At 71.4% G+C, this 23,899-nt stretch carries 24 protein-coding genes and 1 tRNA gene; 13 read left to right on the top strand and 12 right to left on the bottom strand.

Features of this window, described 5'->3' with window-relative positions; translation table 11 throughout:
* Positions 1 to 2 precede the first annotated feature (2 nt).
* Positions 3 to 1,085: a sensor histidine kinase gene (locus ACZZ9K_RS01000; protein ID WP_185974160.1), complete on the bottom strand. Its 1,083-nt coding sequence runs from the start codon at positions 1,083 to 1,085 to the stop codon at positions 3 to 5.
* A gap of 135 nt (positions 1,086 to 1,220) precedes the next feature.
* Here ACZZ9K_RS01000 and ACZZ9K_RS00995 point away from each other — a divergent pair, with 135 nt between their 5' ends.
* From ACZZ9K_RS00995 to ACZZ9K_RS00975, 5 genes are all read left to right on the top strand, one after another.
* A complete protein-coding gene (locus tag ACZZ9K_RS00995) occupies positions 1,221 to 2,015 on the top strand; it encodes a COG4705 family protein (RefSeq protein WP_463443107.1) in 795 nt (264 codons plus the stop codon).
* Positions 2,016 to 2,071: 56 nt separating this feature from the next.
* Positions 2,072 to 2,737 carry a DedA family protein gene (locus ACZZ9K_RS00990; protein WP_463443106.1) on the top strand — a complete coding sequence of 222 codons (666 nt, stop codon included), beginning with the start codon at positions 2,072 to 2,074 and terminating at the stop codon, positions 2,735 to 2,737.
* A complete protein-coding gene (locus ACZZ9K_RS00985) occupies positions 2,734 to 3,504 on the top strand; it encodes a COG4705 family protein (RefSeq protein ID WP_463443105.1) in 771 nt (256 codons plus the stop codon). The genes ACZZ9K_RS00990 and ACZZ9K_RS00985 overlap by 4 nt, the downstream gene beginning before the upstream one ends.
* Positions 3,505 to 3,548: 44 nt before the next feature.
* Positions 3,549 to 4,301: an ABC transporter permease gene (locus tag ACZZ9K_RS00980; RefSeq protein ID WP_463443104.1), complete on the top strand. Its 753-nt coding sequence runs from the start codon at positions 3,549 to 3,551 to the stop codon at positions 4,299 to 4,301.
* A 220-nt stretch (positions 4,302 to 4,521) separates the two neighbouring features.
* Positions 4,522 to 5,850 (top strand): nucleotide disphospho-sugar-binding domain-containing protein, encoded by a 1,329-nt coding sequence (locus ACZZ9K_RS00975; protein WP_463443103.1) that lies wholly within the window; start codon positions 4,522 to 4,524, stop codon positions 5,848 to 5,850.
* An 84-nt stretch (positions 5,851 to 5,934) separates the two neighbouring features.
* On the opposite strand, the gene ACZZ9K_RS00970 is transcribed toward ACZZ9K_RS00975, so the two are convergent.
* Positions 5,935 to 6,690: a GntR family transcriptional regulator gene (locus ACZZ9K_RS00970; RefSeq protein ID WP_463443102.1), complete on the bottom strand. Its 756-nt coding sequence runs from the start codon at positions 6,688 to 6,690 to the stop codon at positions 5,935 to 5,937.
* A gap of 240 nt (positions 6,691 to 6,930) precedes the next feature.
* On the opposite strand from ACZZ9K_RS00970, the gene ACZZ9K_RS00965 reads away from it, so the two are divergent.
* Positions 6,931 to 9,102, top strand: coding sequence for a phosphocholine-specific phospholipase C (locus ACZZ9K_RS00965; RefSeq protein WP_463443101.1), 2,172 nt, complete (start codon positions 6,931 to 6,933; stop codon positions 9,100 to 9,102).
* A gap of 132 nt (positions 9,103 to 9,234) precedes the next feature.
* Here the strand turns inward: ACZZ9K_RS00965 and ACZZ9K_RS00960 are convergent, their stop codons facing one another.
* The 5 genes from ACZZ9K_RS00960 to ACZZ9K_RS00940 form a co-directional block, all read right to left on the bottom strand.
* Positions 9,235 to 9,669, bottom strand: coding sequence for a hypothetical protein (locus ACZZ9K_RS00960; RefSeq protein ID WP_463443100.1), 435 nt, complete (start codon positions 9,667 to 9,669; stop codon positions 9,235 to 9,237).
* A 48-nt stretch (positions 9,670 to 9,717) separates the two neighbouring features.
* The gene (locus ACZZ9K_RS00955) at positions 9,718 to 10,371 is read right to left on the bottom strand and encodes a hypothetical protein (protein WP_463443099.1); all 654 of its coding nucleotides are present in this window, start codon (positions 10,369 to 10,371) and stop codon (positions 9,718 to 9,720) included.
* A gap of 90 nt (positions 10,372 to 10,461) precedes the next feature.
* Complete coding sequence (locus tag ACZZ9K_RS00950) at positions 10,462 to 11,001, bottom strand: GNAT family N-acetyltransferase (RefSeq protein WP_463443098.1); 540 nt, start codon at positions 10,999 to 11,001, stop codon at positions 10,462 to 10,464.
* An 81-nt stretch (positions 11,002 to 11,082) separates the two neighbouring features.
* Positions 11,083 to 11,325, bottom strand: coding sequence for a hypothetical protein (locus ACZZ9K_RS00945; protein WP_412163393.1), 243 nt, complete (start codon positions 11,323 to 11,325; stop codon positions 11,083 to 11,085).
* 202 nt (positions 11,326 to 11,527) lie between these two features.
* Entirely contained in the window at positions 11,528 to 12,499 is a 972-nt protein-coding gene (locus ACZZ9K_RS00940) for an SDR family NAD(P)-dependent oxidoreductase (RefSeq protein WP_463443097.1), read from the bottom strand.
* A gap of 100 nt (positions 12,500 to 12,599) precedes the next feature.
* Here ACZZ9K_RS00940 and ACZZ9K_RS00935 point away from each other — a divergent pair, with 100 nt between their 5' ends.
* The gene (locus ACZZ9K_RS00935; protein ID WP_463443096.1) at positions 12,600 to 13,439 is read left to right on the top strand and encodes a helix-turn-helix transcriptional regulator; all 840 of its coding nucleotides are present in this window, start codon (positions 12,600 to 12,602) and stop codon (positions 13,437 to 13,439) included.
* A gap of 8 nt (positions 13,440 to 13,447) precedes the next feature.
* On the opposite strand, the gene ACZZ9K_RS00930 is transcribed toward ACZZ9K_RS00935, so the two are convergent.
* Positions 13,448 to 14,380 carry an AraC family transcriptional regulator gene (locus ACZZ9K_RS00930; RefSeq protein WP_463443095.1) on the bottom strand — a complete coding sequence of 311 codons (933 nt, stop codon included), beginning with the start codon at positions 14,378 to 14,380 and terminating at the stop codon, positions 13,448 to 13,450.
* Positions 14,381 to 14,552: 172 nt separating this feature from the next.
* Here ACZZ9K_RS00930 and ACZZ9K_RS00925 point away from each other — a divergent pair, with 172 nt between their 5' ends.
* Positions 14,553 to 14,909, top strand: a complete 357-nt coding sequence (locus ACZZ9K_RS00925; protein WP_110864707.1) for a putative quinol monooxygenase — start codon at positions 14,553 to 14,555, stop codon at positions 14,907 to 14,909.
* 47 nt (positions 14,910 to 14,956) lie between these two features.
* Here ACZZ9K_RS00925 and ACZZ9K_RS00920 read toward each other — a convergent pair.
* Both ACZZ9K_RS00920 and ACZZ9K_RS00915 read right to left on the bottom strand, forming a co-directional pair.
* Positions 14,957 to 15,029 (bottom strand) — tRNA-Val (locus ACZZ9K_RS00920).
* Positions 15,030 to 15,083: 54 nt separating this feature from the next.
* Positions 15,084 to 17,252, bottom strand: a complete 2,169-nt coding sequence (locus ACZZ9K_RS00915; protein WP_463443094.1) for a hypothetical protein — start codon at positions 17,250 to 17,252, stop codon at positions 15,084 to 15,086.
* A 248-nt stretch (positions 17,253 to 17,500) separates the two neighbouring features.
* Here ACZZ9K_RS00915 and ACZZ9K_RS00910 point away from each other — a divergent pair, with 248 nt between their 5' ends.
* The 5 genes from ACZZ9K_RS00910 (at position 17,501) to ACZZ9K_RS00890 (ending at position 21,182) form a co-directional block, all read left to right on the top strand.
* Positions 17,501 to 18,145 (top strand): SatD family protein, encoded by a 645-nt coding sequence (locus tag ACZZ9K_RS00910; protein ID WP_463443093.1) that lies wholly within the window; start codon positions 17,501 to 17,503, stop codon positions 18,143 to 18,145.
* Entirely contained in the window at positions 18,145 to 19,011 is an 867-nt protein-coding gene (locus tag ACZZ9K_RS00905) for a hypothetical protein (protein WP_463443092.1), read from the top strand. Before ACZZ9K_RS00910 ends, ACZZ9K_RS00905 begins: the two co-directional genes overlap by 1 nt.
* 43 nt (positions 19,012 to 19,054) lie before the next feature.
* Positions 19,055 to 19,588, top strand: a complete 534-nt coding sequence (locus ACZZ9K_RS00900) for a hypothetical protein (protein ID WP_163343734.1) — start codon at positions 19,055 to 19,057, stop codon at positions 19,586 to 19,588.
* Between the two features lie 65 nt (positions 19,589 to 19,653).
* On the top strand, positions 19,654 to 20,634 hold the full coding sequence (locus tag ACZZ9K_RS00895; protein ID WP_463443091.1) for an aldo/keto reductase: 981 nt from the start codon (positions 19,654 to 19,656) through the stop codon (positions 20,632 to 20,634).
* The gene (locus ACZZ9K_RS00890) at positions 20,631 to 21,182 is read left to right on the top strand and encodes a hypothetical protein (RefSeq protein ID WP_463443090.1); all 552 of its coding nucleotides are present in this window, start codon (positions 20,631 to 20,633) and stop codon (positions 21,180 to 21,182) included. Before ACZZ9K_RS00895 ends, ACZZ9K_RS00890 begins: the two co-directional genes overlap by 4 nt.
* Before the next feature lie 18 nt (positions 21,183 to 21,200).
* Here the strand turns inward: ACZZ9K_RS00890 and ACZZ9K_RS00885 are convergent, their stop codons facing one another.
* Complete coding sequence (locus ACZZ9K_RS00885; RefSeq protein WP_463443089.1) at positions 21,201 to 22,256, bottom strand: phenylacetate--CoA ligase family protein; 1,056 nt, start codon at positions 22,254 to 22,256, stop codon at positions 21,201 to 21,203.
* Between the two features lie 516 nt (positions 22,257 to 22,772).
* Entirely contained in the window at positions 22,773 to 23,810 is a 1,038-nt protein-coding gene (locus tag ACZZ9K_RS00880; protein WP_301599050.1) for a nitroreductase family protein, read from the bottom strand.
* Positions 23,811 to 23,899: the final 89 nt, after the last annotated feature.

Here is a 23,899-nt window from a genome sequence, read left to right as displayed (position 1 = left end):
GTTCATCCTTCCCCGATCGTCCGTGTCGTGGTCGGGATGTCCGTCGGTGCGTGGCGTGTCGGGATCCAGAGGGCGAAGACTGTTCCCTGATCGCCGGTGGACTCGACGGTGACGGCTCCTCCGGCGCGGACCGCGATCTCCCGGACCAGCGCGAGCCCGATGCCGTACCCCGTGCGCGTCGCGGCGAGTTCCGGGCCGGGCCCGGTGCCGTGCGCGAAACGTTCGAACACCCGCGCCGGGGCGATCCCGGTGATGCCCGTGCCGTCGTCCTGCACGCGGACGCACACTCGGTCGGGCTCCGATGTGGTGGTCACGGTGACGCTGCCGCCCGGTGGGGTGTGGCCGATGGCGTTGTCGGTGAGGGCGACGAGACACCGGTGCAGCTGTGTCGGCGTCAGGGCCACGGTGGCGCTGTGGTCGGCCACGCGGAGGCGTACCTGCCGTTCGGCGGCCAGCACGCTCATGTCGCGGCGGAGCACCGCCAACCCGTCCTCCAGACGTGTGACGCCCGGTTCGGTGGGTGTCCCGGCAGCGGCTCCGAGGAGGTCGTCGACGATGTCGATCAGGATCCGCGTGTCGCCGGTGACCTCGTCCACGATGCCGCGGCGCGGATCGTCGGCGGGTGTCTGCATGCGGAGTCGTTGCACGCGGGCATGGAGGACGGCGAGCGGTGTGCGCAGTTCGTGACTGGCGTCCGCGACGAAGGTCCGCTGCACACGCAGCGCCTCGGTCAGCGGGCGGACCGCGCGGCGCGCGATCAACCAGGACGCGACTCCCGCGAAGACGATCGCGAGCCCGCCGACCCCTGCGATCGCGACCGTGAGATCGACGGTGTCCAGGGTGATGTGCACGTCGAACGGGCCGGCCTGCTCCCGCTGCTGGCCGGGGGTGAGCTGCCAGACCACGTACGCGACGACCAGGGCGATGATCCCGACGACCAACGCGGCTGACACTGCCGCGACGCGCACGGCGATCCCGATGACCGAGCGTCGAGAGGCGAGGCGATCCGCGTCCTGGTCCGGCTCGCGACGGAGCGACCAACGTGCAACGGCATCGACGAGTCGATGCCATGTGGTGCCGATCATGCGGTCGCTCCGTCCCTTCCCGCGAAGCCGACCAGATCGGTCCACCGGGATTTCTTGGTGAAGTCTTGCAGGCCCCTTCGTACCGTCGTCAAACCGAACCGGGCAGCAGGCCCACGGCACGACGAGGAGCACGCCATGACCCATCTGACCGCCAGGCCCCGCCCGCTGCGCAACAAGGTCCCCGACCCGACCCCGTCGTTCTGGATCATCAAGGTCCTCGCCACGACCGTCGGTGAAACCGCAGCCGATCTGCTCAGCGACACCCTCGGGTTCGGTCTCCCGCTGACGACGGCCGTGATGGCCGCAGTGCTCGTCGTGTTCCTGGTGCTGCAGTTCCGGACGCGGGCCTACCGGCCGGTCACCTACTGGGTCACGGTCGTGCTGATCAGCATCGTCGGGACCTGCATCACCGACAACCTCACCGACGGGCTCGGCGTTCCGCTGGGTGTGAGCACGACCGTGTTCGCGGTCGCTCTCACCGTGGTGTTCATCGCCTGGTACCGGACCGAGCGCACGCTCTCGATCCACGAGATCGACACCACCAGGCGGGAAGCGTTCTACTGGCTGGCGATCCTGTTCACCTTCGCGCTCGGCACCGCGGCCGGTGACCTCATCGCCGAGCAGACCGGCCTCGGCTACCTGCCGTCCCTGCTGTTGTTCGCCGCAGCGATCGCCGCAGTCACTGCCGTCTGGTTCATCGGCCGTCGCGGTGCCGTCACCTGCTTCTGGATCGCGTACATCCTCACCCGTCCGCTCGGTGCGTCGACCGGGGACCTGCTCTCCCAGCCGACACACGACGGCGGGCTCGGCATCGGGACCATCACCACGAGCATCGTCTTCCTCGCCGTCATCGCAGCGCTCATCGCATGGATCTCCGTCGGCCGCCACGAACGCGTGCGGACCGGCGCCCACGAGCAGCTGTCGTCGTGATCGCCCGGTCCCGCTGACCGAGTCCCCTTCGCCCGCACCCAGCCGGAAAGGCCACGATGCTCACCGTCCCGCTCGCCGTCCACCTGTTCGACGCCGGATCCGTCCTGCACGCGTTCGGCCCCGCCGTCCTTGCGGGGATCGCAGTCCTCATCTTCATCGAGTCCGGGGTGCTGTTCCCGTTCCTGCCCGGTGATTCGCTCCTGGTCACCGCAGCGATCACGAGCGCTGCACTGGGCATCGCGCCATGGCAGGTCGCGGTCGTCGCGTCGATCGCTGCCGTCGCCGGGGACCAGGTCGGCTACTGGATCGGTCGACGCTTCGGCCGCCGGCTCTTCCGCGCGGGTGCACGGGTACTCACGACCGCTCGGTTGGACGAGGCCGAAGCGTTCTTCACCAGGTGGGGCGGGCTCTCCCTGGTCCTCGGTCGGTTCGTTCCGGTGGTCCGGACCTACGTCCCGCTCGCGGCGGGAACAGCGGACATGCCCTACCGCAGGTTCATCCTGTGGAACGTCGTCGGTGCGGTGGGCTGGGCCTGCGGACTCACGGTGGTCGGGGTGCTGCTCGGCGGGATCCCGTTCGTGGCGCACAACATCGACGTCCTCATGATCGTCGTCGTCATCGTCTCGATCCTGCCCATCCTGATCGGGGTGGTCCGAAAGCGAGCGAGCAGCCGGACCGACAGGAGCCGCCCGGACGAGCAGCCCGTCGCGAGCGACCGATGAGCGTGACCAGCACCCGGACACTTCCGAACCAGGTCGCGGAACCGTCCGCGTCGTTCTGGGTGATCAAGATCCTCACCACGGGGATGGGTGAGGCGCTGTCGGATCGGCTCGTGACCCGCTTCGCCCCGGCCCCCACGGTACTGATCACCGCGGTCGTGTTCGTCGTGGTGCTCGCTGTCCAGTTCCGGTCTCGCCGGTTCTCGCCGTGGAAGTACTGGTCGGCGGTGGCGATGGTCGCAGTCTTCGGCACCATGATCGCCGATGTCGCGCACGTGGCGGCAGGGATTCCCTACCTCGTCTCCACACCGGTGTTCCTCGCAGTCCTCGTCATCGTGTTCGCCGCGTGGCGACGAACCGAAGGGACCCTCGACGTGCACACCGTCACCACCACCCGACGTCAGGGGTTCTACTGGGCAACCGTGATCGTGACGTTCGCCACGGGCACTGCGGCGGGTGACCTCATCGCCTCGACGCTGCACCTCGGGTACCTGCTCGGTGCCGGCGCCTTCCTGGGCGGGATGGCGGTGGTCGTTGCGCTACGGCGGACGAGGACCCTCGGCCCGGTCGCGGCGTTCTGGACCGCGTACGTCCTGACCAGACCGCTCGGCGCATCGGTCGCGGACTGGCTGGCCGTCTCCCCGCTCCGAGGTGGACTCGGCTACGGCACCGGCTTGGTCAGCGTGATCGCGATGCTCGCGATCCTCGTCGTCATCGCGATAACGAGCGACCGCCGACGCTCCGGTCCGCGCACGGCGTCTGACGGCTGACACCGTTCCGGCCGTACAGTGCACCAGATGACCGAGCAGCTGACATGACCGAAGACGTCCTGGTGCGCACGGTGCTCGGCGTCCTTGCGCTCGTCGCGACGGCGACCGTCGTCCTACTCGCTGCTCGCGCGTCGGCACCCTGGGCTCCGGCAGCGGCGATCGCGCGAGGTGTCCTGCAGCTCGCTGCCGTCAGCCTCGTGCTCACCGGTGTCATCCGATCGCCCGTCCTGATCGGCCTTGCGCTCGGGGTGATGTTCATCGTGGCGATGTGCACGTCGGCCCGTCGGCTCGGGGACCTCCGGACGATGGTGCTGCCGGTCGCCGGAGCGATGGCGTCCGGCATCCTGGTCAGCGCGGTCGTCGTCTTCGGGAGCGGAGCCATCGCGCTCTCGCCCCGCTACGCACTCGCGCTCGGCGGCATCGTCATCGGCAACGCGATGTCGATCGCGACCATCGCCGGTCGTCGCTTCCGCGAACTCGTCGACGATCGGTGGGACGAGGTCGAGGGGTGGCTCGCGCTCGGAGCGACACCCGGCCGCGCCACCGCGGACCTGGTCCGACGCGCCGTGAGTGCCGCCCTGGTGCCGACGGTCGACCAGACGAGGACGACCGGGCTCGTCACCCTGCCCGGCGCATTCGTGGGGGCCGTGTTCGGTGGCGTGTCCCCGCTCGAGGCCGGGCGCTTCCAGATCGTGGTGCTCGCCGCGATCATGGCGACCGGCAGCATCACCGCCGTGCTCCTGACCCGTTGGCTCGCCCCGGTACGGACCAGGCCGGCCGTCGAGACGACCCGCTGACCGCTTCGCGAGGCCGGCAGCGTGCGCCGATCCGGAGCGCGAGCGGTACTGCAGCGGGAGCGCCCCGACTACTGCGGACGCAGTAAATCAGCCATGCGCCGACGTCTGTGCCGTCCTGTGCTCGAGGACTCTCACCCACTCCCAGTCCGTGCCGCGCCACGCGCCTGCTCGCCGCGCCTACGCTCCGAACGTCCGGCCATCCCCCGACGGAAGCGGCCCCGTGTCCTCGTACCTGCTCTGCGCCCCGCCCGTCTACGGCCACCTCGCGCCCCTCGTCGACGTGGGGCGCGACCTCGCCGAGCGCGGCCACGAGATCACCGTGCTGACGGGGTCCAAGTACCGCGGCCTCGTCGTCGGCGCCGGGCTCCGCTTCGTGGCCCTGCCGGCCGACGCCGACTTCGACGACGCCGAGCTGCAGGACCGGCTCGCCGACGCCACGGCGGCCCGCGGGGTGGCCGTCGTCCGCGAGGGCATCATCGCGATGTTCGTGCGGCCGATCCCCTCCCAGTACCGCGCGCTGACGGCCCTGCTGGCAGCGAGCCGGTTCGACGCGGTGCTCGGCGAGGCGACGTTCACCGGGCTCGCCCCGTACCTCGCGCTGCCGCCGGGCGACCGCCTGCCCGTGCTCGGGATCGCGACCACACCGGTGACGCTCACCAGCGTCGACGCCGCCCCGTTCGGCACCGCACTCGCGCCGGGTCGCGGGCCGCTGGCGCGCGTGCGCAACCAACTGCTCACCGCCGCGATCCGGCCCGTCCTCACACGCCCCCTGCAGCAGGCCGTCGACGTCGTGCTCGCCGAGGTGGGGGCGCCGCCGTCGCAGACCGGGACCTTCGACTTCGCCTACCGCTGCTTCGACACCCTGTTCCAGCTGAGCGTCGCGGAGCTCGAGTACCCGCGGCGCGAGCTCCCCGACTCGGTCCGGTTCGTCGGTCCGGTCGTGGCCCGCTCGGCACCGACGCCCGCGGCCGACCTGCCCGCGTGGTGGGACGACCTGGACACCGACACCCCGGTGGTGCTCGTGACCCAGGGCACGATCGACACCGTCGACCTCGGCCGGCTCATCACGCCGACGCTCCGCGCGCTGGCGGACGAGGACGTCCTCGTCGTCGCCACCACCGGTGGCCGCCCGGTCGACCAGGTCGAACGCGCGCTCGGCACGGCGCTGCCAGCCAACGCGCGGGTAGCGACCTTCCTGCCCTACGACCAGCTCCTGCCGCGGTGCAGCGTCGTCGTCACGAACGGCGGGTTCGGCGGGGTGCAGCGTGCCCTCGCACACGGGGTGCCGCTCGTGGTCGCCGGATCGACCGAGGACAAGCCGGAGGTCGCCGCCCGGGTCGCGTGGGCAGGCTGCGGTCGGAACCTGCGTTCCGGGATGCCACGGCCGCAGGCGATCCGTCGAGCGGTCCGCGAGGTCCTCGCCTCGCCGACCCACCGCGCCCGCAGCCGTCAGGTCGCGGCGTCGATCGCGGCCCTGCCGGACCCCGTGGACGTCATCGAGGCCGGGTTGGCGGCGGCCGTCGCCGCGGACGGCGCAGCGCGACGCTGACCCCGCCTGCCGGCTCACGTCGTGGGTTCGAAACGAGCCGGACGGGAGGCCCGGTGCCAGCTGGCACCGGGCCTCCCGTCCGGCTCATCCCGCGTCGTCGTGCCCGGTGCCGGTCCGCGGTGTCGGTGCCGTTGCGGACTCCGTCCGGATCCGGAGCGGCACCGTCCCGGCGACGTACCGGTCGTCGCCCGCCTCGAGCGGGCGGCCGTCCTCGGCGGTGCTGGACCGACGCACCTGCAGGAGCGCCGCGCCGGGCCGGACCCCGAGGAGCGCGGCGTCGGCGCCATCGGCCAGCAGCGCGTCCACGGTGGTGACGGCGGAGCCCACCCGGATGCCGAACCGGTCCTCCAGGGTCGCCGACACCGACGTCTGCCCGCCCGGGATCGTCCGGATGACGGCGGCGACCCACGGCGCGTAGGCGGTGCGCTCGAGCATGACGTCGACACCGTCGAGGGAGCGCACCCGCACGACGTGCAGGACGGGCTCGTCGTGCGCAGCGCGGAACAGGCGCCGCTCGCGCACGGTGGCCGGCCGTTCCTCGACCGCCACGACCCGACCGCCGGGCTCGTGCCCCCGGGCCCTGGCCAGCTGGCCGAAGGACTCCAGCGCACCCGCGTCGTGGCCGAGCGTCGTGGTGCGGACGCGCCAGCGGGAGCCCGCACGTGCCGTCAGGACCCGCCGGTCGCGGAGCAGGCCGAGCGCGTTCCGCACGGTGCCGCGCGCGACGGCGTAGTCGGCCGCCAGTTCGTGCTCGGCCGGCAGGACACCCGTGGCGTCGAACTCACCGCGGAGCACCCGGTCGGCGAGGTCCTCGGCGATGTCCCGGAACAGTGGTCGCACGCGGTGATCCTCCCCCGCCGCGGTACGAGCTGTCCAGGTGCGTCGTGGTTCTCGTGGCAGCGACCCCGGAAGCACAGGGCCGAGCCGCGGCGCACCTGGACAGGTCGATCCCGACTCCACCGGACGCGTTCACCCCGTTGCCACGACCGGGCAAGGCACGGTTCAGCGCACCTCGTTGTCATGCTGACGGGCGCTCCTCCCCCGCAGCGCCCGCACTCCCACCGACCTGGAAGGCCCGCGATGAGCACGAGGAAGCCCGAACACGGCGCACCCGACGTCAACCTGGACGCCGCACCACCGCTGACCCCGGACGCCGCGTACACCGCCGCGGTCCGACCCGGAGTCAGTCGACGGACCGTCCTGATCGGCGGCGCGGCCGCGATCATGGCCGGTGTCGCCGCCGGCTCCGCCTTCGGTCCGGGCGCGGCCGACCGTGCCAGCGCCGCGACCGCCCGTGCCGTCCCCACCGGCACGATCGCCGATGTCGAGCACGTCGTCGTGCTCATGCAGGAGAACCGGTCGTTCGACCACTACTACGGCACGATGCCCGGGGTCCGCGGGTTCTCGGACAAGCAGGCGCTCGAGCTGCCGACCGGACCCGACGTCTTCCACCAGCCGTCGGCGGCCCGCACCGACGGCGGCGCGATGCTGCCGTTCCGGCTCGACACCACCCGGTTCAACGCGCAGAACGCCGACGGCCTCGACCACTCCTGGGGCGGTGGGCACACCGCGTGGAACGGCGGTGCCTGGAACCGGTGGGTCGACGCGAAGAGCGCCCAGACGATGGGCTACTTCACGAGCGAGGACATCCCCTACCAGCGCGCACTCGCCGGAGCGTTCACGGTCTGCGACGACTACCACTGCTCGCTCAACGGGCCCACGACGCCGAACCGCCTGTACCAGTGGTCCGGCACGATCGACCCCCGCGGCGCCCAGGGCGGACCGGCGACCGACAACCCGGCGGACTACGAACCGGTGTTCGCCTGGACCACCTACGCGGAACGACTGCAGGCGGCCGGGGTCACCTGGAAGACCTACGCCAACGACGAGGTCGGTGACAGCTCCGCCGACCCGTACGTCGGCGACTACGGCGACAACCCGCTCTGGCTGTTCGAGCAGTACCACCGCGCGCTCGCGTCCTCCGACCCCGCCCAGCAGGAGCTCGCCGCGCGCGCCGGGCTGCACGACGGGTGGAAGCCGAACTCGGGCAAGGGCCTCGACGTCACCCACCTGCTCAGCCAGTTCGGGCAGGACTGCGCGACCAACAGTCTGCCCACCGTGTCGTACGTCATCGCCCCCTACGGCTGGAGCGAGCACCCGGCGGCCAGCCCGGACTACGGGGCCCACTACACGAACGCCGTCGTGCAGGCGCTCTTCAGCAACCCGGACACCTGGGCCTCGACCGTCCTGCTCGTCAACTACGACGAGAACGACGGGTACTTCGACCACGTCGTCCCCCCGTTCGCCGAACCCGGCACCCCCGACGAGTACGTCGACGGGCTGCCCATCGGCATGGGTGCCCGCGTGCCGATGACCGTCGTGTCGCCGTGGAGCCGTGGCGGGTGGGTCAACTCGCAGGTGGCGGACCACACGTCCGTGATCCAGTTCCTCGAACACGTCACGGGCGTCCGCGAGCCGAACATCTCCGACTGGCGACGGACCGTCTCCGGGGACCTGACGAGCTGCTTCGACTTCACCGCGCCGGACCCGAGCATCCCCGGCGCCGACGTCGTCCCCGGCATCGAGCAGACCCGTGCGCTGGTGGCGGCCGCCGACGCCGACCAGGCGAAGCCGCCCATCGAGGAACCGGCGATCGGCGCGCAGACCCTGCCCGTCCAGGAGCCCGGCACCGTCCGCCGCCGGAGCCTGCCCTACCGGCAGCACGCCGACACGACCGTCGATCACCGCACCGGTCGGGTCACCGTGACGCTCGCGAACGACGGCCGTCAGGGCGTCAACTTCCTGGTCTACCCGAACACCGCGATGCCGTTCGCCGCCCACCCGAAGACCGTCCCCGTCGGCGCCACCGCCGACTGGGCATGGGACACCACGACGACCGCCGGTGCCTACGACGTCAGCGTCTACGGACCCGACCGGTTCCTCCGGCGCTTCGCCGGCACCGTCACGGTCGGTGGTCGGGCGACCGGCGGCGTCCCGCACGTCTCGGTCGTCCGTGACCCGCGCGGTCGGCGCACCCTGCAGCTCCTGCTCGAGAACACCGGCAGGGCCGAGCTCCGCTTCGTGCTCGTGGCCAACGACTTCGTCGAGCACCGCGAGACCGCACACGTCCGCGGCTCCGGGCAGAAGACGATGCACTGGCCGCTCGACGAGTGGGGGTACTACGACGTGGTCGTCACCGCGGACGGTGTGCCCGGGTTCCGGTACCGCTTCGCCGGACGCGCGGAGCGCTGAGGCGGGCCGACCCGCGTGGGTCGGCAGGGGCGGTCAGGCCGCGTCGACGACGAGACGGGAGGCCCGGCGCCAGCTGGCACCGGGCCTCCCGTCTCGTCTCGTGACCGTCTCACGTCCGTCCCGCGTGCCGTCTCACGCGTCGGCTTCGGCTTCGGCTTGCGCAGTCTGCTGAGCCAGCGCCGCGTCCAGGAAGCGTTCGACGAACGGCAACGCCACCACGATCGCGCCGACGGCGGCCGCGACGGGGACGTTCAGCGTCCAGCCGCGCAGGATCGAGTAGATGGTGGCGCCGAGGACGACCCACACCACGACCGTGAGCGGCCGCACCGGACCGGCGTCGGCGAGCAGGTTGACCGCGTCGACGGCCGCGGGCAGCCCTCGCCGTCCGAGCAGTGTCAGCATGACCCCGATGACGATGAGCCCCGTCGCCCGGACGGTGCCGACCCACGCGACGTCGCTCGCCGGATCCGCCAGCACACGCTGGATGAACACCACCGCTGCCAGGACCCCGACGGCGAACAGGGCGACGATCACGAGGACGGTCAGGAGACGGGCAGAGCGGCGCACGAGGACTCAGCATAGGGACCCGTCGCGGCGACCCGTCGCACCGGCTCGCTAGGCGACGACCACCTGCGCGTTGACCAGGATGTCGTGCAGGTCGGGACGGAGTGCATCCTGCGAGGTGGTCCGGACCTTCACGATGAGCGCAGCGCCGGGCTTCGCGAAGGCCCGCGCGACCGTCGCCGACCAGGACCCGTCCGTGTTGTGCCCGGCGATCGACAGGAACTGCGCGGTGCCGCCGGTGATCGTCGGCAGGAGCTGCTCCTCGAGCCGGTCGGCCGGCAGCCCTGCGGCAGTGAACAGCTGCTCGGTGGCGGCGCGGTCCCCGATCGTCGGGTCGAGGTCGGTGAGCCGCTGCTGCGTGATCGTCGCCACGGAGCCGTCGGCGTTCGTGTACTCCCGCGACCCGGTCGTCGGGTCCTCGCCGGTCTGCTCCCAGCCGTCGAGCGCCGAGACCTGGAGCCCGAACGCGGGCAGCGTGCTCGCCGAGAGCGCGGCGCCGTCCTCGAACGTGAGGTCCTTCGTGGCGGAGTCGGCGGTGGCCGGCGCGGTCGGCTTCTCCGTCGGTGCCGATGTCGGTGCCGATGACCGCGGTGTGGCGCGCTCCGCTCCCGGTGCCGTGGTGCCGGTCCCGGCGCAGCCGGAGAGTGCGAGCACGGCGATCACGGTCGCCGTCCCCGCGGTGGTGATCCTGGATGTGATGGACATGTGGTTCCCCCTCGGATCCCGCCGTGCGCCCCGTGCACCGGTGGGTCCGACTGGAGAGCCTACGGGTCCCGGCGGCGGCGCGCGCCCGGGTCACACGTCCGGGGTCTGTCCAGACCAGCCGAGCGATCTCCGGAGCACGACGAAGTGCAGCCCCGCGACGCGAGCGACGTGTGCCGGGAACGGTCGGGTCTCCCCCGTCGCGATGAACCCGCTTCGTTCGTAGACGCGTCGCAGTCCCTCGTGCACGCTGAGCACCTCGAGCTCGACGGACTCGCACGCCAAGGCTTCCTCGGAGTACGCGATCGCCGCGGTCCGGAGCCGCCGGGAGATACCTCGGGACTGCCACGCCGGGTCCACAGCGAGCATGCCGAGGTGCGCCGTCGCCCGGTCGGAAGCCCGCAGGTGACACGTCGCGACGATGGTGGCGTCGTGGACCGCGACGAGCATCACCGACCGCGGGGCACGGATCATCGCACGCACCTGGTCCGGGCTCGTCCGTTCCCCGGTGACCAGCTCGGCGTCACTCACCCAGCCCTGTTGGTTGGCGTACGCACGGACGACGACCGCAGCGACGTCCGCAGCGTCCGTCTCGGACGCCGACCGGATCTCGAGCAGGGGTTCGTCTGTCACGACCGCATGCTCTCACGCAGCACCCAGGCATCTCGCCGAGCTCTGCGCACGCTCATGCTCCGGGCGCCTGCGTCGGGCCGATTACGAGTCGTCGCCTGCGTTCCGAGCACGCTTCCGTTCCTGCGCACGGGTGTAGGACACCGAGCCGATCTGCACGGCGGCGAGGATGATCCAGATGACCGCCATCTGCGTGTGGAACCGGGACGGTTCGACGACGGCGAGGACGAGCCAGACCAGGGCGATGACCGCCCACACCCAGACGAGCCACGGCAGGGGCTTGCCGATCAGCCGTTCGAGCAGACTGCGTCGCTGCATCTGGGTCATGGCGCTGACGCTACCGGACGCCAGGGTGATCGCCGAGGACCGCTACCGTGCCAATCACGCGTCGAACAGCCTCACGCCGGTGGGCGATCGCCCTCATCGCTCTGAACGCTGTTGCACTCGTGACCTGTGTCGTAGCCCCTCCCGGGGTGACGGTCACCCGTCACGCCTCACCCGGCGGGTCGCTGCGACACTGCGGAGCAAATCAACGCTGGGCCGCAGGCCGCACGACGATCTCGTTCACGTCGACGTCGGGTCGCTCGGCCACCGCGTAGGAGACGGCGCGGGCGATCGCGTCGGCAGAGATCGACTCGGCACGGTAGACGACCATCGCGGCGGCGGCGGAGGCGTGGGTGATCGTTGTAGCGAGCTCGGACTCCGTGACTCCTGGTGACACGGTGGTCACACGGATCCCGCGCGGTGACTCCTGACGCAGCCCCTCGGTGATCGCCCGTGCTGCGAACTTCGTGCCGCAGTAGACGGCAGCCGTGGGCGAGACGTCGTAGGCGCCGACGGATGCGATCGTCACGACGTGGCCGGTGCCCTGCGCGAGCATGGTGGGCAGGGTCGCCGTGATGCTGTGGAGGAGGCCGCGGACGTTGACGTCGATCATCCTGTCCCACTCGTCGACGAGGCCTGCGGCGAGGGGTGACAGCGGCATCACGCCAGCGTTCGCGACGAGCACGTCGATCCGCCCGAAGCGTGCCCGGGCAGCAGCCGCGAACTCCTGCACCGAGGCGAGGGCGGTGACGTCGAGCGGCACTGCCATCGCCGTACCGCCCGCCCCCTCGATCTCGGTGACGAGCTCGTCGAGCCGGTCGGTGCGCCGGGCCCCGAGCACGACGGGGTGGCCGGCAGCGGCGAGGCGGACGGCCGTCGCACGCCCGATGCCGCTCGAGGCGCCCGTCACCAGGACGACCTTCCGTCGGTGCAGCACCATGCCCGCGTGGTGCAGGACGTCGTCCCTGAAGTCGCCGTCCGCGGTGAAGCCGGTGTCGTCTCGGTAGTCGATGTGGTCGCCGTCGACCTCGTAGGCGCCCACGTAGGCCGCCTCACGGTCACCTCGGGCCTCCACGTAACGGCCGTCGGGCCGCAGCTCGTGGCGGATACGACCATCGGCGGTGGCCCAGAGGCCGAGGTAGGGGTGAACGGGCTGGGGTGCGCTGCTGGTGTCCATGCGCCCAGCCTCGACGCCGTGCAGCCCCCGACCATCGCCCTGTCCTGCCGGGGTGCGGCAGGACCAGGGAGGCGCAGTTCCTGCCACCTACCCTGGTCCCGTGCCCGCCGACGACCTCACCCTCGCCGCGTACCTGCGCGCCGTCCGCCGCCGCCTCACCCCGGAGTCGCTCGGGCTGCCAGGCGGCGGTGTCCGACGCGTGCCCGGGCTCCGCCGCGAGGAACTCGCGGTGCTCGGCGGCCTCAGCGTCGACTACTACACACGCCTCGAGCAAGGGCGGGAGGTGAGTCCCGGCGCCGCCGTCCTCGAGGGCATCGCCGACGGGCTCGAGCTCGAGGGCGACGAGCGCGCCCACCTGTTCGCGTTGGCAGGACTGGTTGCTTCCCCGCGAGTCCCCCGCGTGGCGACGTCGGTGACGCCGGCTCTCGGGCAGCTGCTGGACTCGTGGTCGACACACCCCGCCTTCGTGATCGACCCCGCGCACGAGGTCCTCGCCGCGAACGCCCTGGCCCGTGCGGTGTACGCACCCTTCGGACGGTTCGACAACCTCGTGCGGATGACCTTCCTCGACCCGACGGCGCGGCACTTCCACGCCGACTGGGCCCGCGCCGCCGACGCAACCGTCGCGAGCCTGCGGGCGGCGACCGCGGAGTTCGGGAGCGACCCGCGCCTCCTCCGTCTCATCGAGGAAGTGAACGACGCCAGCCCGGAGTTCGCCGAACGGTGGAGCACGCAACGGGTACGGCGCAAGACGACCACCGCGAAGCAGTTCGAGCACGGGGAGGTCGGGCGGCTGGAGTTCGACGCCCACACCTTCGCCGTCGAAGGGTCACCCGGCCTGCAGCTCGTCGTCTACGGCTGCGAGGCCGGCTCTGCAACGGCGCGCGCGCTGATCCTGCTCTCCATGGGCGCGGCGAGCGAATCGACGATCAGCGAGTAGTGCTCCCGTCAATCAGGGCGCTCACGTGCGCGGGCGACCGTTCGGTACCGCCCGGGCGGGAGCGACCGTTCACGACTGAACGCGCGGCTGAACGCGTAGACGGAGGTGTACCCGACGTCGGCGGCGATCTTCTGGAGGCCGTCGTCGGTGTCACGGAGTCGACGCGCTGCGAGGTCCATCCTCCAGCGGGTGAGGTACTCCCCCGGCGTGGTGCCTGCGAACGTCCGGAAGCGGCGCACCAGCGTCTGCTTCGACGTCGCGATGTCACGTGCGAGCGCCTCGGTCGTCCAGGGGTGACCGGGAGCCTCGTGGATCCTCGTGACAGCCCGCATCAGGAGCGGGTCGCGGAGGACTCCCCACCACGAGGCGCCGGGTTCTGGCGAGGAGGCGAGCCAGGTCCGCAGGATCGCGACGAGGAGGACGTCGACGAGACGATCGAGGACGAGGTGGGTCGCGAGGCCGGGACGAGCGAGTTCGTGCCCGATGAGTCGGACGATGTCCGCGAGGCTCGCGTCGAGCTGCTGCGCTCGGAGGTGGATCACCGGAGGAAGCAGGGCGAAGACCGGTGTGGATCCAGCGGGGTCGTGCGAGTACGAAGCGCCCAGGATCTGCGTCTGCTCGTCCCCGTCACCCAGGCGCAGGAGGCCACCACCCCGGCGTGCCTCGTCGGCGGCCGCGACGTCGCAGGAGTGGATGCCGACGCCGGGCGCACTGGAGAGCGCATGGGCGGCGCCGGTGGTGAGGACGACGACGTCGCCCGTCGTCATGAGCCTCGGAGCCCCGCCCTCGACCGTCAGGTAGGCGACACCGGCAGTGACCGCGTAGACGACGGCGTCGCGATCCCGGACCCACTCCACGCCCCAGTCTCCGGCGGCCGCGATCCGGGCGCCGGCACTCCCTCGGACTCCGGAGACGTCGAGCACTTCGGAGAGGACGTCCACGTCGACGAATGTACGCCGGACTTCCCGGATGGACCAGAGAACGATTCCGGATGGTCCTCGCGGACATGAATCTGGTCCTCAGGGTCATTGAACGTCCCACCGGCCGCTCCTAGCGTTGGCGACGTCCGGAGCACTCGTTCGGGACGGCAACGACACGAAGGAAGCAGTCACCATGAGCACGACCGAAGACACCGTCCCCGATGGCCTGATGCCCGCTGACGTCCTGGCCTCGACGACCCCGGTGGCCGTCTACGGGTTCGCCCGCGCCCGGGCCGGCAAGGAGCAGGAACTCGAAGACGCGATCCGCGCGATCATCCCCGCGGTGCGATCCGAGCACGGCTACGAGCAGTACTCGGTGCACACCACGAAGGAGCAGCCCGGGGCGTTCGCGTTCTACGAGCGGTGGTCCTCCGGGGCGGACATCGCGCGCCACGTGCAGCAGCCGCACATGCAGGACTACTTCGGCAAGCTCGCGGACCTCGTCGAAGGCGACCTCGAAGCCGAATGGCTGTCGCCCCTCAGCGACTGACTGATCGCTGGCCGGTCCTGGTGGGAGACCGGCCAGCGGTGGCTCGGTGGGCCCTGCCGGGATCGAACCGACGACATCCACGGTGTAAACGTGGCGCTCTACCAGCTGAGCTAAAGGCCCTCACGACGATCCTAGGGCGTCGGCGCTCCATCGTCGTCGAACCAAGTGGGCAAGTCACGACACCCCGCACCGGGGTCGGTCGCAGCGGATCACGAGTCCTTGCACGTCCTCGTCCCGGTCCTCCGACACGCCGCCCGACAGCACGATGGGGGTGTCGTCGGCGCTGAGGCCGATCGCCAGCGTGCTGGTGCCCGACCGTTCGTCCTGCACCGGCGGGAACCGGGCGATCGTCGTCTGCTCGGAACTGGTGCACCGTGCGTCACGGCACGAGAGCAGTCCCAGAGTGCCGCGTTCCTCGTCACGGACCGCGACGAGTGGCCGCCCCGATCGGTCGATGACGAACGCCGGAAGGAGGCTCGTCGGCCCCTTCGGCGTGATGTCCGTGTGCGACGAAGACGAGCACGACGCATCCGCGCAGAACGTCAGCCGTTGGGTCGAGACACCGTTCGACCGCGCGAGCACGACCGGGTTCCCGTCGCCGCCGATCGCCACCCGCGCGTCGTACGCCTCGTCCCACTCCCGGACCGGCTCCCCCGGCGGGATCGCGTGCGACAGGTCGCGGACGACGGGCTGACCACCGTCCGGGCTGAACGACACCAGCCGAAGGGCGGTGAAGGTCGGCGAACGAGCGTCGGTCTCCGACACCAGCGAGACCACCGCGGTGCCGTCCGGCGCGACGGCGACGTCCACGCCCTGGTGGTCCAGCGGCGGGATCCACGGCAGCGCCACCTGCCGAACCGTGTGTTCAACGCAGGACACGTCCTCGCAGAACACGGCGACCAGGTGCGAGCGTCCTTCCGGTTCACCGCCGCGGGCGATCCCGACCACGACCGGCCGGTCGCCGGAACCCGCGATGGCGACGTCCGTCATCCAGTAGCTGACGCGGTCCCGGTCGGTCTCAACGATGTCGACGGCGGCGACCGTGGTGCGGCGCCCCTCCGGGCGATCGACGGCCGGTGCCTCGTCGGCGGAGTCACGCTGCTCCGCCCGTCTCCCCGCGGGCCAGGCGGCATCGTCCGACTTCGGTGCCACATCGAGTTGGTCCGCGCGTGAGTGCACGACTTCGAGCTCGTACTGCTGAGCGACTTCGTCCTCGAACCGCACCTTCCAATGGGCAGTGAGCAGCCCGCCGTCGCCGGCGCTTCCGATCGCGGAGCCGCCGGTCAGGCCAGGCATCTCCACGGAGGTGTCGCACGACGCATCCCCACACATCCGCAGACGGCTGGGCGGTGTCGACGGCGTGCTCACAACCGCCGTCCGGCCTCCGACGTCCGCGAGGTCGCCGCCGAGCAGGCCGCGCGCGTCGGCAGGGGCAGCGTCGTACTGCACGGCGTCGAGCGGGTTGCTCGAGACGACCACCGCGAACACCACCGCCGGCACGAGCACCGCCGCCGCTCCGACGAGGCCGGGCCTCGCCCGTCGTCCCCCGGCCACCGAATCCGCCGCCAACCGTGACCGAAGCCGACCGCCTTCGTTCCGCGTTGCGGCGCCGCGCACCGCGATCGCGACGACGAGCAGCACCAGTCCGGTCGCGGCCATGCAGCACCAGGCGACGATGACGCTGCTCCGGAGCACGGAAGGCGGCAACAGGCGCAGCAGCAGCAGGACGCCGACCCCCAGCACCGTCGTCAGTGTCGCTCCCCCGACGAGCGCACGACGCGGCGTCGCCGTCGCCTCGTGTCCACCGCGGACGATGACCCGACCAGATTCCCAGGCACGACGGAATGCGGGACGACGGGGCACACCGGCCACGAGCAACGCCCAGCCGAGCAGCAGGGGTGCCGCGATGACGGCACCGACCAGGAGCAGCACGACGATCACGAGGGTGCCCCATCCACCTGGCCGCCACGACACGGCGGTGGCTGTCCCCGCGACCACCACCAACGCGACCAGAGCGGCCTCGGCGACGAGCCACCGGTGGCGCATCGACCACCGCCACGCGTCACGCGGCCGGGCGGTCGCATCATCCGCGACCGCGAGCATGACCACGGTGGTTGCGGTCACCCCGAAACCAAGCCCGAGCGCCGCGATGACCGTGCCCACGGCGAGCAGGGCCACGGGTACCCCGGCCCCGTCGAGCGCCACGAACGCACCGTTCATCAGGGCGACTCGACCACCCCGGATGCCGAGCAGCAGCACCACCCCGGCCAGCACCAGCCCGGCAGCGAACGGCACGACGAAGGCGAGCACCGCGCGGCCCCCGCTCCACGCGATCGACGGCACGGGTGGCGGACCGTACTGCCGCCGCACCGCGGTCTCGGTCGGTCCCGCGCCGGCGACGCCCGTCCCCGGTCGTGCACCATCCATCTGCTCGTCCCCCTCCGACAGCGTCCGCCCATGCTGTCAGGTTCGACGCCGGACGTCCAGAAGGTGACATTTCAACCGGGTGCCCGCGTACTGGCTGGAGTGGCCGACGTGATTGGTTTAGCCCGAGGCTTACTTTCGACGATATGAAGCTCTACGCTTAACCCATGCAGTCCGAGCCCGTGATCGCCGTGATCGTCGACCTGGTCGACTCCCGCACGCTCGAGGACCGCTCCGCAGCCCAGCAGGACGTCGAGCACGCCTTCGACAGTACCGCGGACGTCACCGCGCTCGACCCCCTCCGCGCCACGGTCGGCGACGAGTTCCAGGTCATCTACGGCACGCTCACCGACGCCCTCGTGGCGACGACGGCCGCGACCCTCGCACTCCCCCAGACCGTGCAGATCCGCCTCGGCATCGGCCGAGGGCAGGTCCGGACGATCGGCACCGGCGGCACCGGCCCGCTGCAGGACGGCCCGGGCTGGTGGTCGGCACGGGACGCCATCAACGAGACCCACCGGCGCGAGGACGGCCGGACCGCGTTCCTGCGGTCCTGGTACCACGACGCCGACGACCGCCACGGAACGACGGAGCGACTCGTGAACGCCTACTTCCTCAGCCGCGACCACGTCGTCTCGCGACTCGCACCCCGCGCCCGCCGGATCGCACTCGGTCTGGTGCAGGGCCGGACGCAGGCACAGATCGCCGCGGACGAGGGGATCACCCCGTCGGCGGTGTCCCAGTCCGTGCAGAAGTCGGGCGTCGCCGCCCTGGTCGAGGGCCTGCGTGTCCTCGGGGACGGGGGCCGCTGATGCTCGCCGGAGTCCTCCTGACCCTCGTCGGGCTCGCCGACGTCGTCCGCGCACGGACCGGGACCGACGCGGCACCGCGGCGCGTGCTGACCACCACCGTGATCGTCCTGCTCTGGGCCGCCGTGACGGCCGCGGCGGTGCTCGGCCTCGGCCTCGCCGTCTGGTCGGTGCTGGTCGCGGTCGTCCTCGCAGCCCTGTGGGTCGCGACCACGATCCCGGTGCGGTCCGGTGGCGCACCCGGCGGTCGCGATCGGGCACTCCCCTGGCTCCGACGCTCCGGGTCCTGGCCGGCCGTCCTGCTCGCGGTCGCCGTCGCCGTGCTGCTGCTCTGGGCACCGGCTGCCGACGCGTCCGGCTTCATGGTGGACTGGCACCGTGATGCCGGCCCGGCGTTCGTCGGAGCGGTACCGCTCGCCGCGCTCGTCGCCGGTATCGGATCCGCACTGTTCCTGGTCGACTCGGCCAACGTGGTCGTCGCCCAGGCGCTGCCAGCAGAACTCTCCCCGGACGCCCAGCGCACAGCGGCGGCGGCGGCGGCAGCAGCCGGCCGACCGAAACGCTTCGGCCGACGACGCACCGGCAGGGCGTCGGAAGAAGACGACGACCAACCCGGAGACCGCACGGTCACCCTCAAGGGTGGACGCATGATCGGCCCGATCGAGCGCCTGCTCTTGGCCGGGTTCTCGTTGGCCGGCGCCTTCCCCGTCGTGGCGGCGCTGATCGCCGCGAAGGGGATCGTCCGCTTCCCCGAGATCCGCCGCGAGACGACCGGGTACCAGGCCGAGTACTTCCTGATCGGCAGCCTGGTGAGCTGGGCGATGGCGTTCGCCGCCGCCGGCATGTGCTGGTTGCTGGCACTGGGCTGACGAACGCACCCCGCCCCCGATCACCGCAGGTACGCTCTCCCCCGTGAACGGTGTCGGAGTCGGTGTCCTCGACGAAGCCGGGCGGCTCCGCCTGCTCGGTGCGGGTGTGACGGGCGCGGCCTTCGCCGTCGTCTTGGTCATGCTGGTCCTGTCATCGTGGACCGAAGCGACCACCGCCGTCCTGGTCTCGGTCGGCATCCCGACCGCGGTGGCGGGTGCGGCGATCGCCGTCGTCCTGCAGCGCCGCGCCTGGCGCGCCGAGGGCGGCTACGAACGGTCGATCGTCGTGCGCGAGTGGATCGCCGACGGCCAGGTGCCCGACGGTGTGCCGGCGGACCAGTGGATCCCGCTCGTCCAGGCCCAGGCCGACCGCGAGGGCGCCGGCTGGGGCAAGGTCGTCCTCGGCGTCCTGTGGATCGCGATGACGTGGTCGATGCGCGACCAGCACGGCACGCTCATCACGACGATGCTCATCCTGCTGTGGAGCGCGATGGCCCTGTGGGCAGCCGTCTGGGTCATCCCCCGCGCCCGGGCAGCGCGAGCGCTCCTGCGCCGCGGCGTCTCGACGATCGGCTGAACCCCGCTCGCCTGCACCCCGCTCGGCTGAACCCCGCCAGCGCACGTCTGACTACGCTCGGACCCATGCAGAGTCGCACCCTCGGCCGCACCGGCCGCTCCGTCTCCCCCATCGGTCTCGGCACCTGGCAGTTCGGCGGTGACTGGGGTCCCGTCTCCGAAGCCGACGCGAACGCCGTCATGGACGCCTCCGTCGAGTCGGGCGTCACCCTGTTCGACACCGCCGACGTCTACGGCGACGGCCGGAGCGAGCAGCTCATCGGCGCGTGGCGTGCCGCGAACCCCGACGTGCCGCTGACGATCACCACGAAGATGGGCCGTCGTGCCGACCAGGTCCCGGAGAACTACGTCGCCGCGAACTTCCGCGAGTGGGTGGACCGCTCGCGGAAGAACCTCGGGCAGGACACCCTCGACCTCGTGCAGCTGCACTGCCCGCCGACCCCGGTCTACGAGGACGACGCCGTCTACGACGCCCTCGACGCGCTCGTCGCCGACGGCTCGGTCGCCGCCTACGGTGTCAGCGTCGAGACCGCCGACCAGGCGCTCACCGCGATCGCCCGGCCCGGCGTCGCGAGCGTCCAGATCATCCTCAACGCGTTCCGCCTCAAGCCGCTCGACCGCGTGCTGCCGGCCGCCCTGGAGGCAGGGGTCGGCATCCTGGCGCGCGTCCCGTTGGCCTCGGGGCTGCTCTCGGGCAAGTACACGACCGACACGTCGTTCGCCGAGGGCGACCACCGCAACTACAACCGCCACGGCGAGGCCTTCGACCAGGGCGAGACCTTCAGCGGCGTCGACTACGACGACGGCGTGCGCGCCGCGCAGACCTTCGCGGCGTCCCTGCCGGACGCCGTCTCGGTCCCGCAGGCTGCGCTGGCGTGGATCATCGCGCAGGACGGCGTCACCGCGGCGATCCCCGGCGCACGCAATGCGGAGCAGGCGCGCTCGAACGCCGCCGCCGGCGACCTGCCGCCGATCGAGGGGCTCGACGCCACCGTGCACGACCTGTACGACACGTGGTTCCGCGCGAGCGTCCACGACCGCTGGTGAGACGCCGGAGCGTCGCGGTCGCGGTGGCCGCACTCCTGCTGCTGTCCGGGTGCGCCGCATCCGGACCGGCCACCGCCCGCGACGCTCCGCCCTGGCCACGGCCGACCGACCTGTCGGCCCGCGCCGAGTCCGCCGGACTCCGGAACGTCTGGGGCGAACGGCTGGCCGAGCACGTGCACACGCACCTGACGATCCTGGACGGCGACGAACCGGTTACCGTCCCGGCGAACGTCGGGCACTCGGACAGCCGGAAGTTCGCCGCCGAGATCCACACGCACGACACCTCGGGCATCGTGCACGTCGAGTCCCCGACGGAGCAGACGTTCACGCTCGGGCAGTTCTTCGACGAGTGGGGCGTCTCGCTCGGTCCGGAGCACGTCGGTGGCCTGCGCGGCGAACTGACCGTGTGGGTCGACGGGCACCGGAGGATCGGCAACCCGCGCTCGATCGAGCTCACGGACCTGCGCCAGGTCGTCCTCGTCGTCACGACCGTCGGCGAGGTCCCGCACCTGCCGGCGCCCTTCGACTGGCCGCCGCAGTACGACTAGCGCCGGAACCGGCTCGGCTCAGGCCTCCTTCGCCGCGACCCACGACAGGTCGAGGTCCCACTGCGCGACCGACCCGGCCGGCAGCTGCCACACGTACTCGTTCTTGAGCTTCTTGCCGTCCTCGCGGAACGGCCCCGTCCGGTACGGGTAGAACGCCACCGTCGGCAGCGTGCCGGGCGGCGCCGTGCGGATCGCGTTCGAGAAGTCCTTGTTCAGCCGGCGCAGCTCGGCGATCACGTCACCCCGGGCGGCATCCGCGTCGAACCCGCCAGCACCCGAGGCGAGCTGGAACGCGATGTGCAGCTGCCGGTCACCGCGGTCGTCCTCGTAGCTGATCAGCCGGTGGTTCTCGACGGCCTCGAGCAGTTCCGGGTCGCCGTACACGACGTCCCGCACCACGTCGGGTGCGACGACGGCCCCGTTGTAGTCGACGGACAGGTCGGACCGGCCGTAGTGGAACAGCAGCGGCAGGTCGAGCTCGGCCTCGGCGGCGAGCGCCGCGTGTCCGGTCGCCCGCAGCACGGACCGCAGCTCCTTCATCCGCACGACGTGTCCGCGGTCGTGGATGTTGTAGCGGATGCGTGGGCTGATGTTCTCGGAGCGGGCGATGGTGACGACGAGTTCGCCGAGGTCGTTCGTCTCGATCAGGTAGCCGAACGGGTTGAACTGGAACACCATCGGCAGTACCCCGTACTCGCCCTGCTTGGTCAGGGCGGCGGAGAGTTCCGGTGAGGCGGCGATCGCTCGGCGCAGCTGCACGCTGAACGGTGTCTCGATGCCGAGGTTGATCTCGAGGTCGCTCGCCCCGTAGGAGCCGAGCACGGCCTGCGCGTACTGCTCGATGTGGGCACGCATGTTCTCGCTGATGCCCTCGCCCCCGAACGCGGCGACGATCGTGTACTGGCTCCATTCGAGCCGGTCGTCCTCGAACAGGGCCTTCAGGAACGGTGGGTAGCTGCAGATGATGTAGGTGAAGTCGGTGCCGAACTCGCGCATCGTCTGCACGATCTTGTCGCGGTCCGGGCCGATCGACTTGATCATGGAGGACTCGGTGAGCGAGGCGGTCACGTTCATCCCGGTGGCCCAGGCCCCGAGCGAGGAAGGCGTTGAGCACGAACGGCTGCTTCGACAGGTCCTTGGCGGTGCGGGAGAACCCGAGCTGCAGCAGCTGTCGGGTGGCCTGGCGTTCGTCGGGGCCGCGCACCCAGCTGGTCGGAGTGCCGCTCGATCCGCTGGACTCGTCGACGACGACGCCGCGTCGGGGCAGGCGTCCGTCGATGCAGCGCTCGGGGATGCTCCAGCGCTTGACGTAGGAGTCCTTGTCCATCTCGGGCAGTCCCGAGATCGCCGCGGCGATGCCGCCACGGGTGTCGAGCCTGGAGGCCCGTCCGGACTCCGCCAGGAACGCCCGGTACGCGGGGACCCGCTTCGCAGCCCGTTCCGCGGTCCGCCAGGCGCGCCAGCGTCCGAGGGTCCAGCGGAGTGGCTCGATGCCCGGCGTGAGCAGGAGCTTGTGGGTGCCGACGCGGGGCATGAACAGTGCGACGAAGGTCTCGACCACCCACACCACCGAGAACACCGCTGCGCGCTTCACCGGGTCCCCCCGACGGTCATCGCTGCTGCGGGTCGGCGGTGTGCCAGGGGTGGTGGGTCGCTGTGTCCGAAGCGGAACAGCATCCAGGCCATCCGCCCGTCGGACTCGTCGACGCCCGCGCGTTCGACGAACGCGGCGTGTGACCGCGGGTTGGTGATCACGGTGCCGAAGGGGTGCATGGCGATGCCGCGTGCGGAGAACTCGAGCCAGATGCGCATGAAGACCCGTCCGGCCTCGACGTACTCGGCCGGGGTGCTGAACGGTCCCTCGAGCCAGGCGAGCTGTCGGACGCCCCGCATGGTGGACAGGTACACCCTGCGGAAGACCCCGCCGATGCCCGGGGCCTGCCAGAGTCCGCGGTGCTCCATGGCGAACCGGAGCACCGGGCCGGGCATGAGCATCGTCTCGGCGGACAGCCCGTCGCCGGTGGCCGCTGCCTGTCGCTTCGAGAACCGCAGCCAGTGCAGGATCTCGTCGTGCACGGCGTCGTGCTGCAGGTCGTCGAACAGGGTCTCCTGGTTGACGCGCACGATCTCGTCGACGGTGGTCCGGTCGTCGGTGGTGCGGAAGCGTTGTCCGGCCGCCGATGCGATGGCGGAGGCGGCCTCGATCGCGGTGGCGTCGACGAGCGTTGCGTCGTAGGGCCTGCGTGAGGTGCGCCGTGCGAGGAAGCCGGCCAGGGCCTCCCGGTCGTCCGTGGTGACCACGTGCGGACGCAACGTCACCGTGCCCAGCCGGTGCAGGTGGTCGTCCGCACCGGCGTCGAGCCGACCGAAGTCCATCTCGGCGTGGTCGAGCCGTTCCTGCACGGTGAACCCGTGCGCCCGTGCCACCACGTCGAGCCCGGCCAGGAACACCCCGGCGCAGACGTGCCCGAACGGGATGCCGAACGACTCCGCCGGCAACCCCCGTCGCAGGTCGTAGAACACGGTCGCGGTGCGGTCGTCCTCGACGCGCACGACGATCGGTTGCGAGTTGTGCGGCGACGGGTAGTGCCGCGCGTCCTCGATGATGCCCGTCCACGGTGATGCCATCGTTCCCCCTCGGTGGTCCCTGGCGACGATCATACGAACCCCCTCGGCGCCCCATGCCCCTCGGGGAATGCGCTGTGGAGAACTCGTGC

This window comes from Curtobacterium sp. AC268, from assembly GCF_979258745.1.
The sequence above is the reverse complement of the archived record's forward strand: the minus strand, read 5'-3'. Positions and strand labels throughout refer to the sequence as shown.

Coding starts and splice junctions, on each gene's coding strand:
- ACZZ9K_RS01000 (WP_185974160.1), bottom strand. CDS start 1,085: ATGATCGGCACCACATGGCATCGACTCGTCGATGCCGTTGCACGTTGG.
- ACZZ9K_RS00995 (WP_463443107.1), top strand. CDS start 1,221: ATGACCCATCTGACCGCCAGGCCCCGCCCGCTGCGCAACAAGGTCCCC.
- ACZZ9K_RS00990 (WP_463443106.1), top strand. CDS start 2,072: ATGCTCACCGTCCCGCTCGCCGTCCACCTGTTCGACGCCGGATCCGTC.
- ACZZ9K_RS00985 (WP_463443105.1), top strand. CDS start 2,734: ATGAGCGTGACCAGCACCCGGACACTTCCGAACCAGGTCGCGGAACCG.
- ACZZ9K_RS00980 (WP_463443104.1), top strand. CDS start 3,549: ATGACCGAAGACGTCCTGGTGCGCACGGTGCTCGGCGTCCTTGCGCTC.
- ACZZ9K_RS00965 (WP_463443101.1), top strand. CDS start 6,931: ATGAGCACGAGGAAGCCCGAACACGGCGCACCCGACGTCAACCTGGAC.
- ACZZ9K_RS00955 (WP_463443099.1), bottom strand. CDS start 10,371: ATGTCCATCACATCCAGGATCACCACCGCGGGGACGGCGACCGTGATC.
- ACZZ9K_RS00945 (WP_412163393.1), bottom strand. CDS start 11,325: ATGACCCAGATGCAGCGACGCAGTCTGCTCGAACGGCTGATCGGCAAG.
- ACZZ9K_RS00940 (WP_463443097.1), bottom strand. CDS start 12,499: ATGGACACCAGCAGCGCACCCCAGCCCGTTCACCCCTACCTCGGCCTC.
- ACZZ9K_RS00925 (WP_110864707.1), top strand. CDS start 14,553: ATGAGCACGACCGAAGACACCGTCCCCGATGGCCTGATGCCCGCTGAC.
- ACZZ9K_RS00910 (WP_463443093.1), top strand. CDS start 17,501: ATGCAGTCCGAGCCCGTGATCGCCGTGATCGTCGACCTGGTCGACTCC.
- ACZZ9K_RS00905 (WP_463443092.1), top strand. CDS start 18,145: ATGCTCGCCGGAGTCCTCCTGACCCTCGTCGGGCTCGCCGACGTCGTC.
- ACZZ9K_RS00895 (WP_463443091.1), top strand. CDS start 19,654: ATGCAGAGTCGCACCCTCGGCCGCACCGGCCGCTCCGTCTCCCCCATC.
- ACZZ9K_RS00885 (WP_463443089.1), bottom strand. CDS start 22,256: ATGAACGTGACCGCCTCGCTCACCGAGTCCTCCATGATCAAGTCGATC.
- ACZZ9K_RS00880 (WP_301599050.1), bottom strand. CDS start 23,810: ATGGCATCACCGTGGACGGGCATCATCGAGGACGCGCGGCACTACCCG.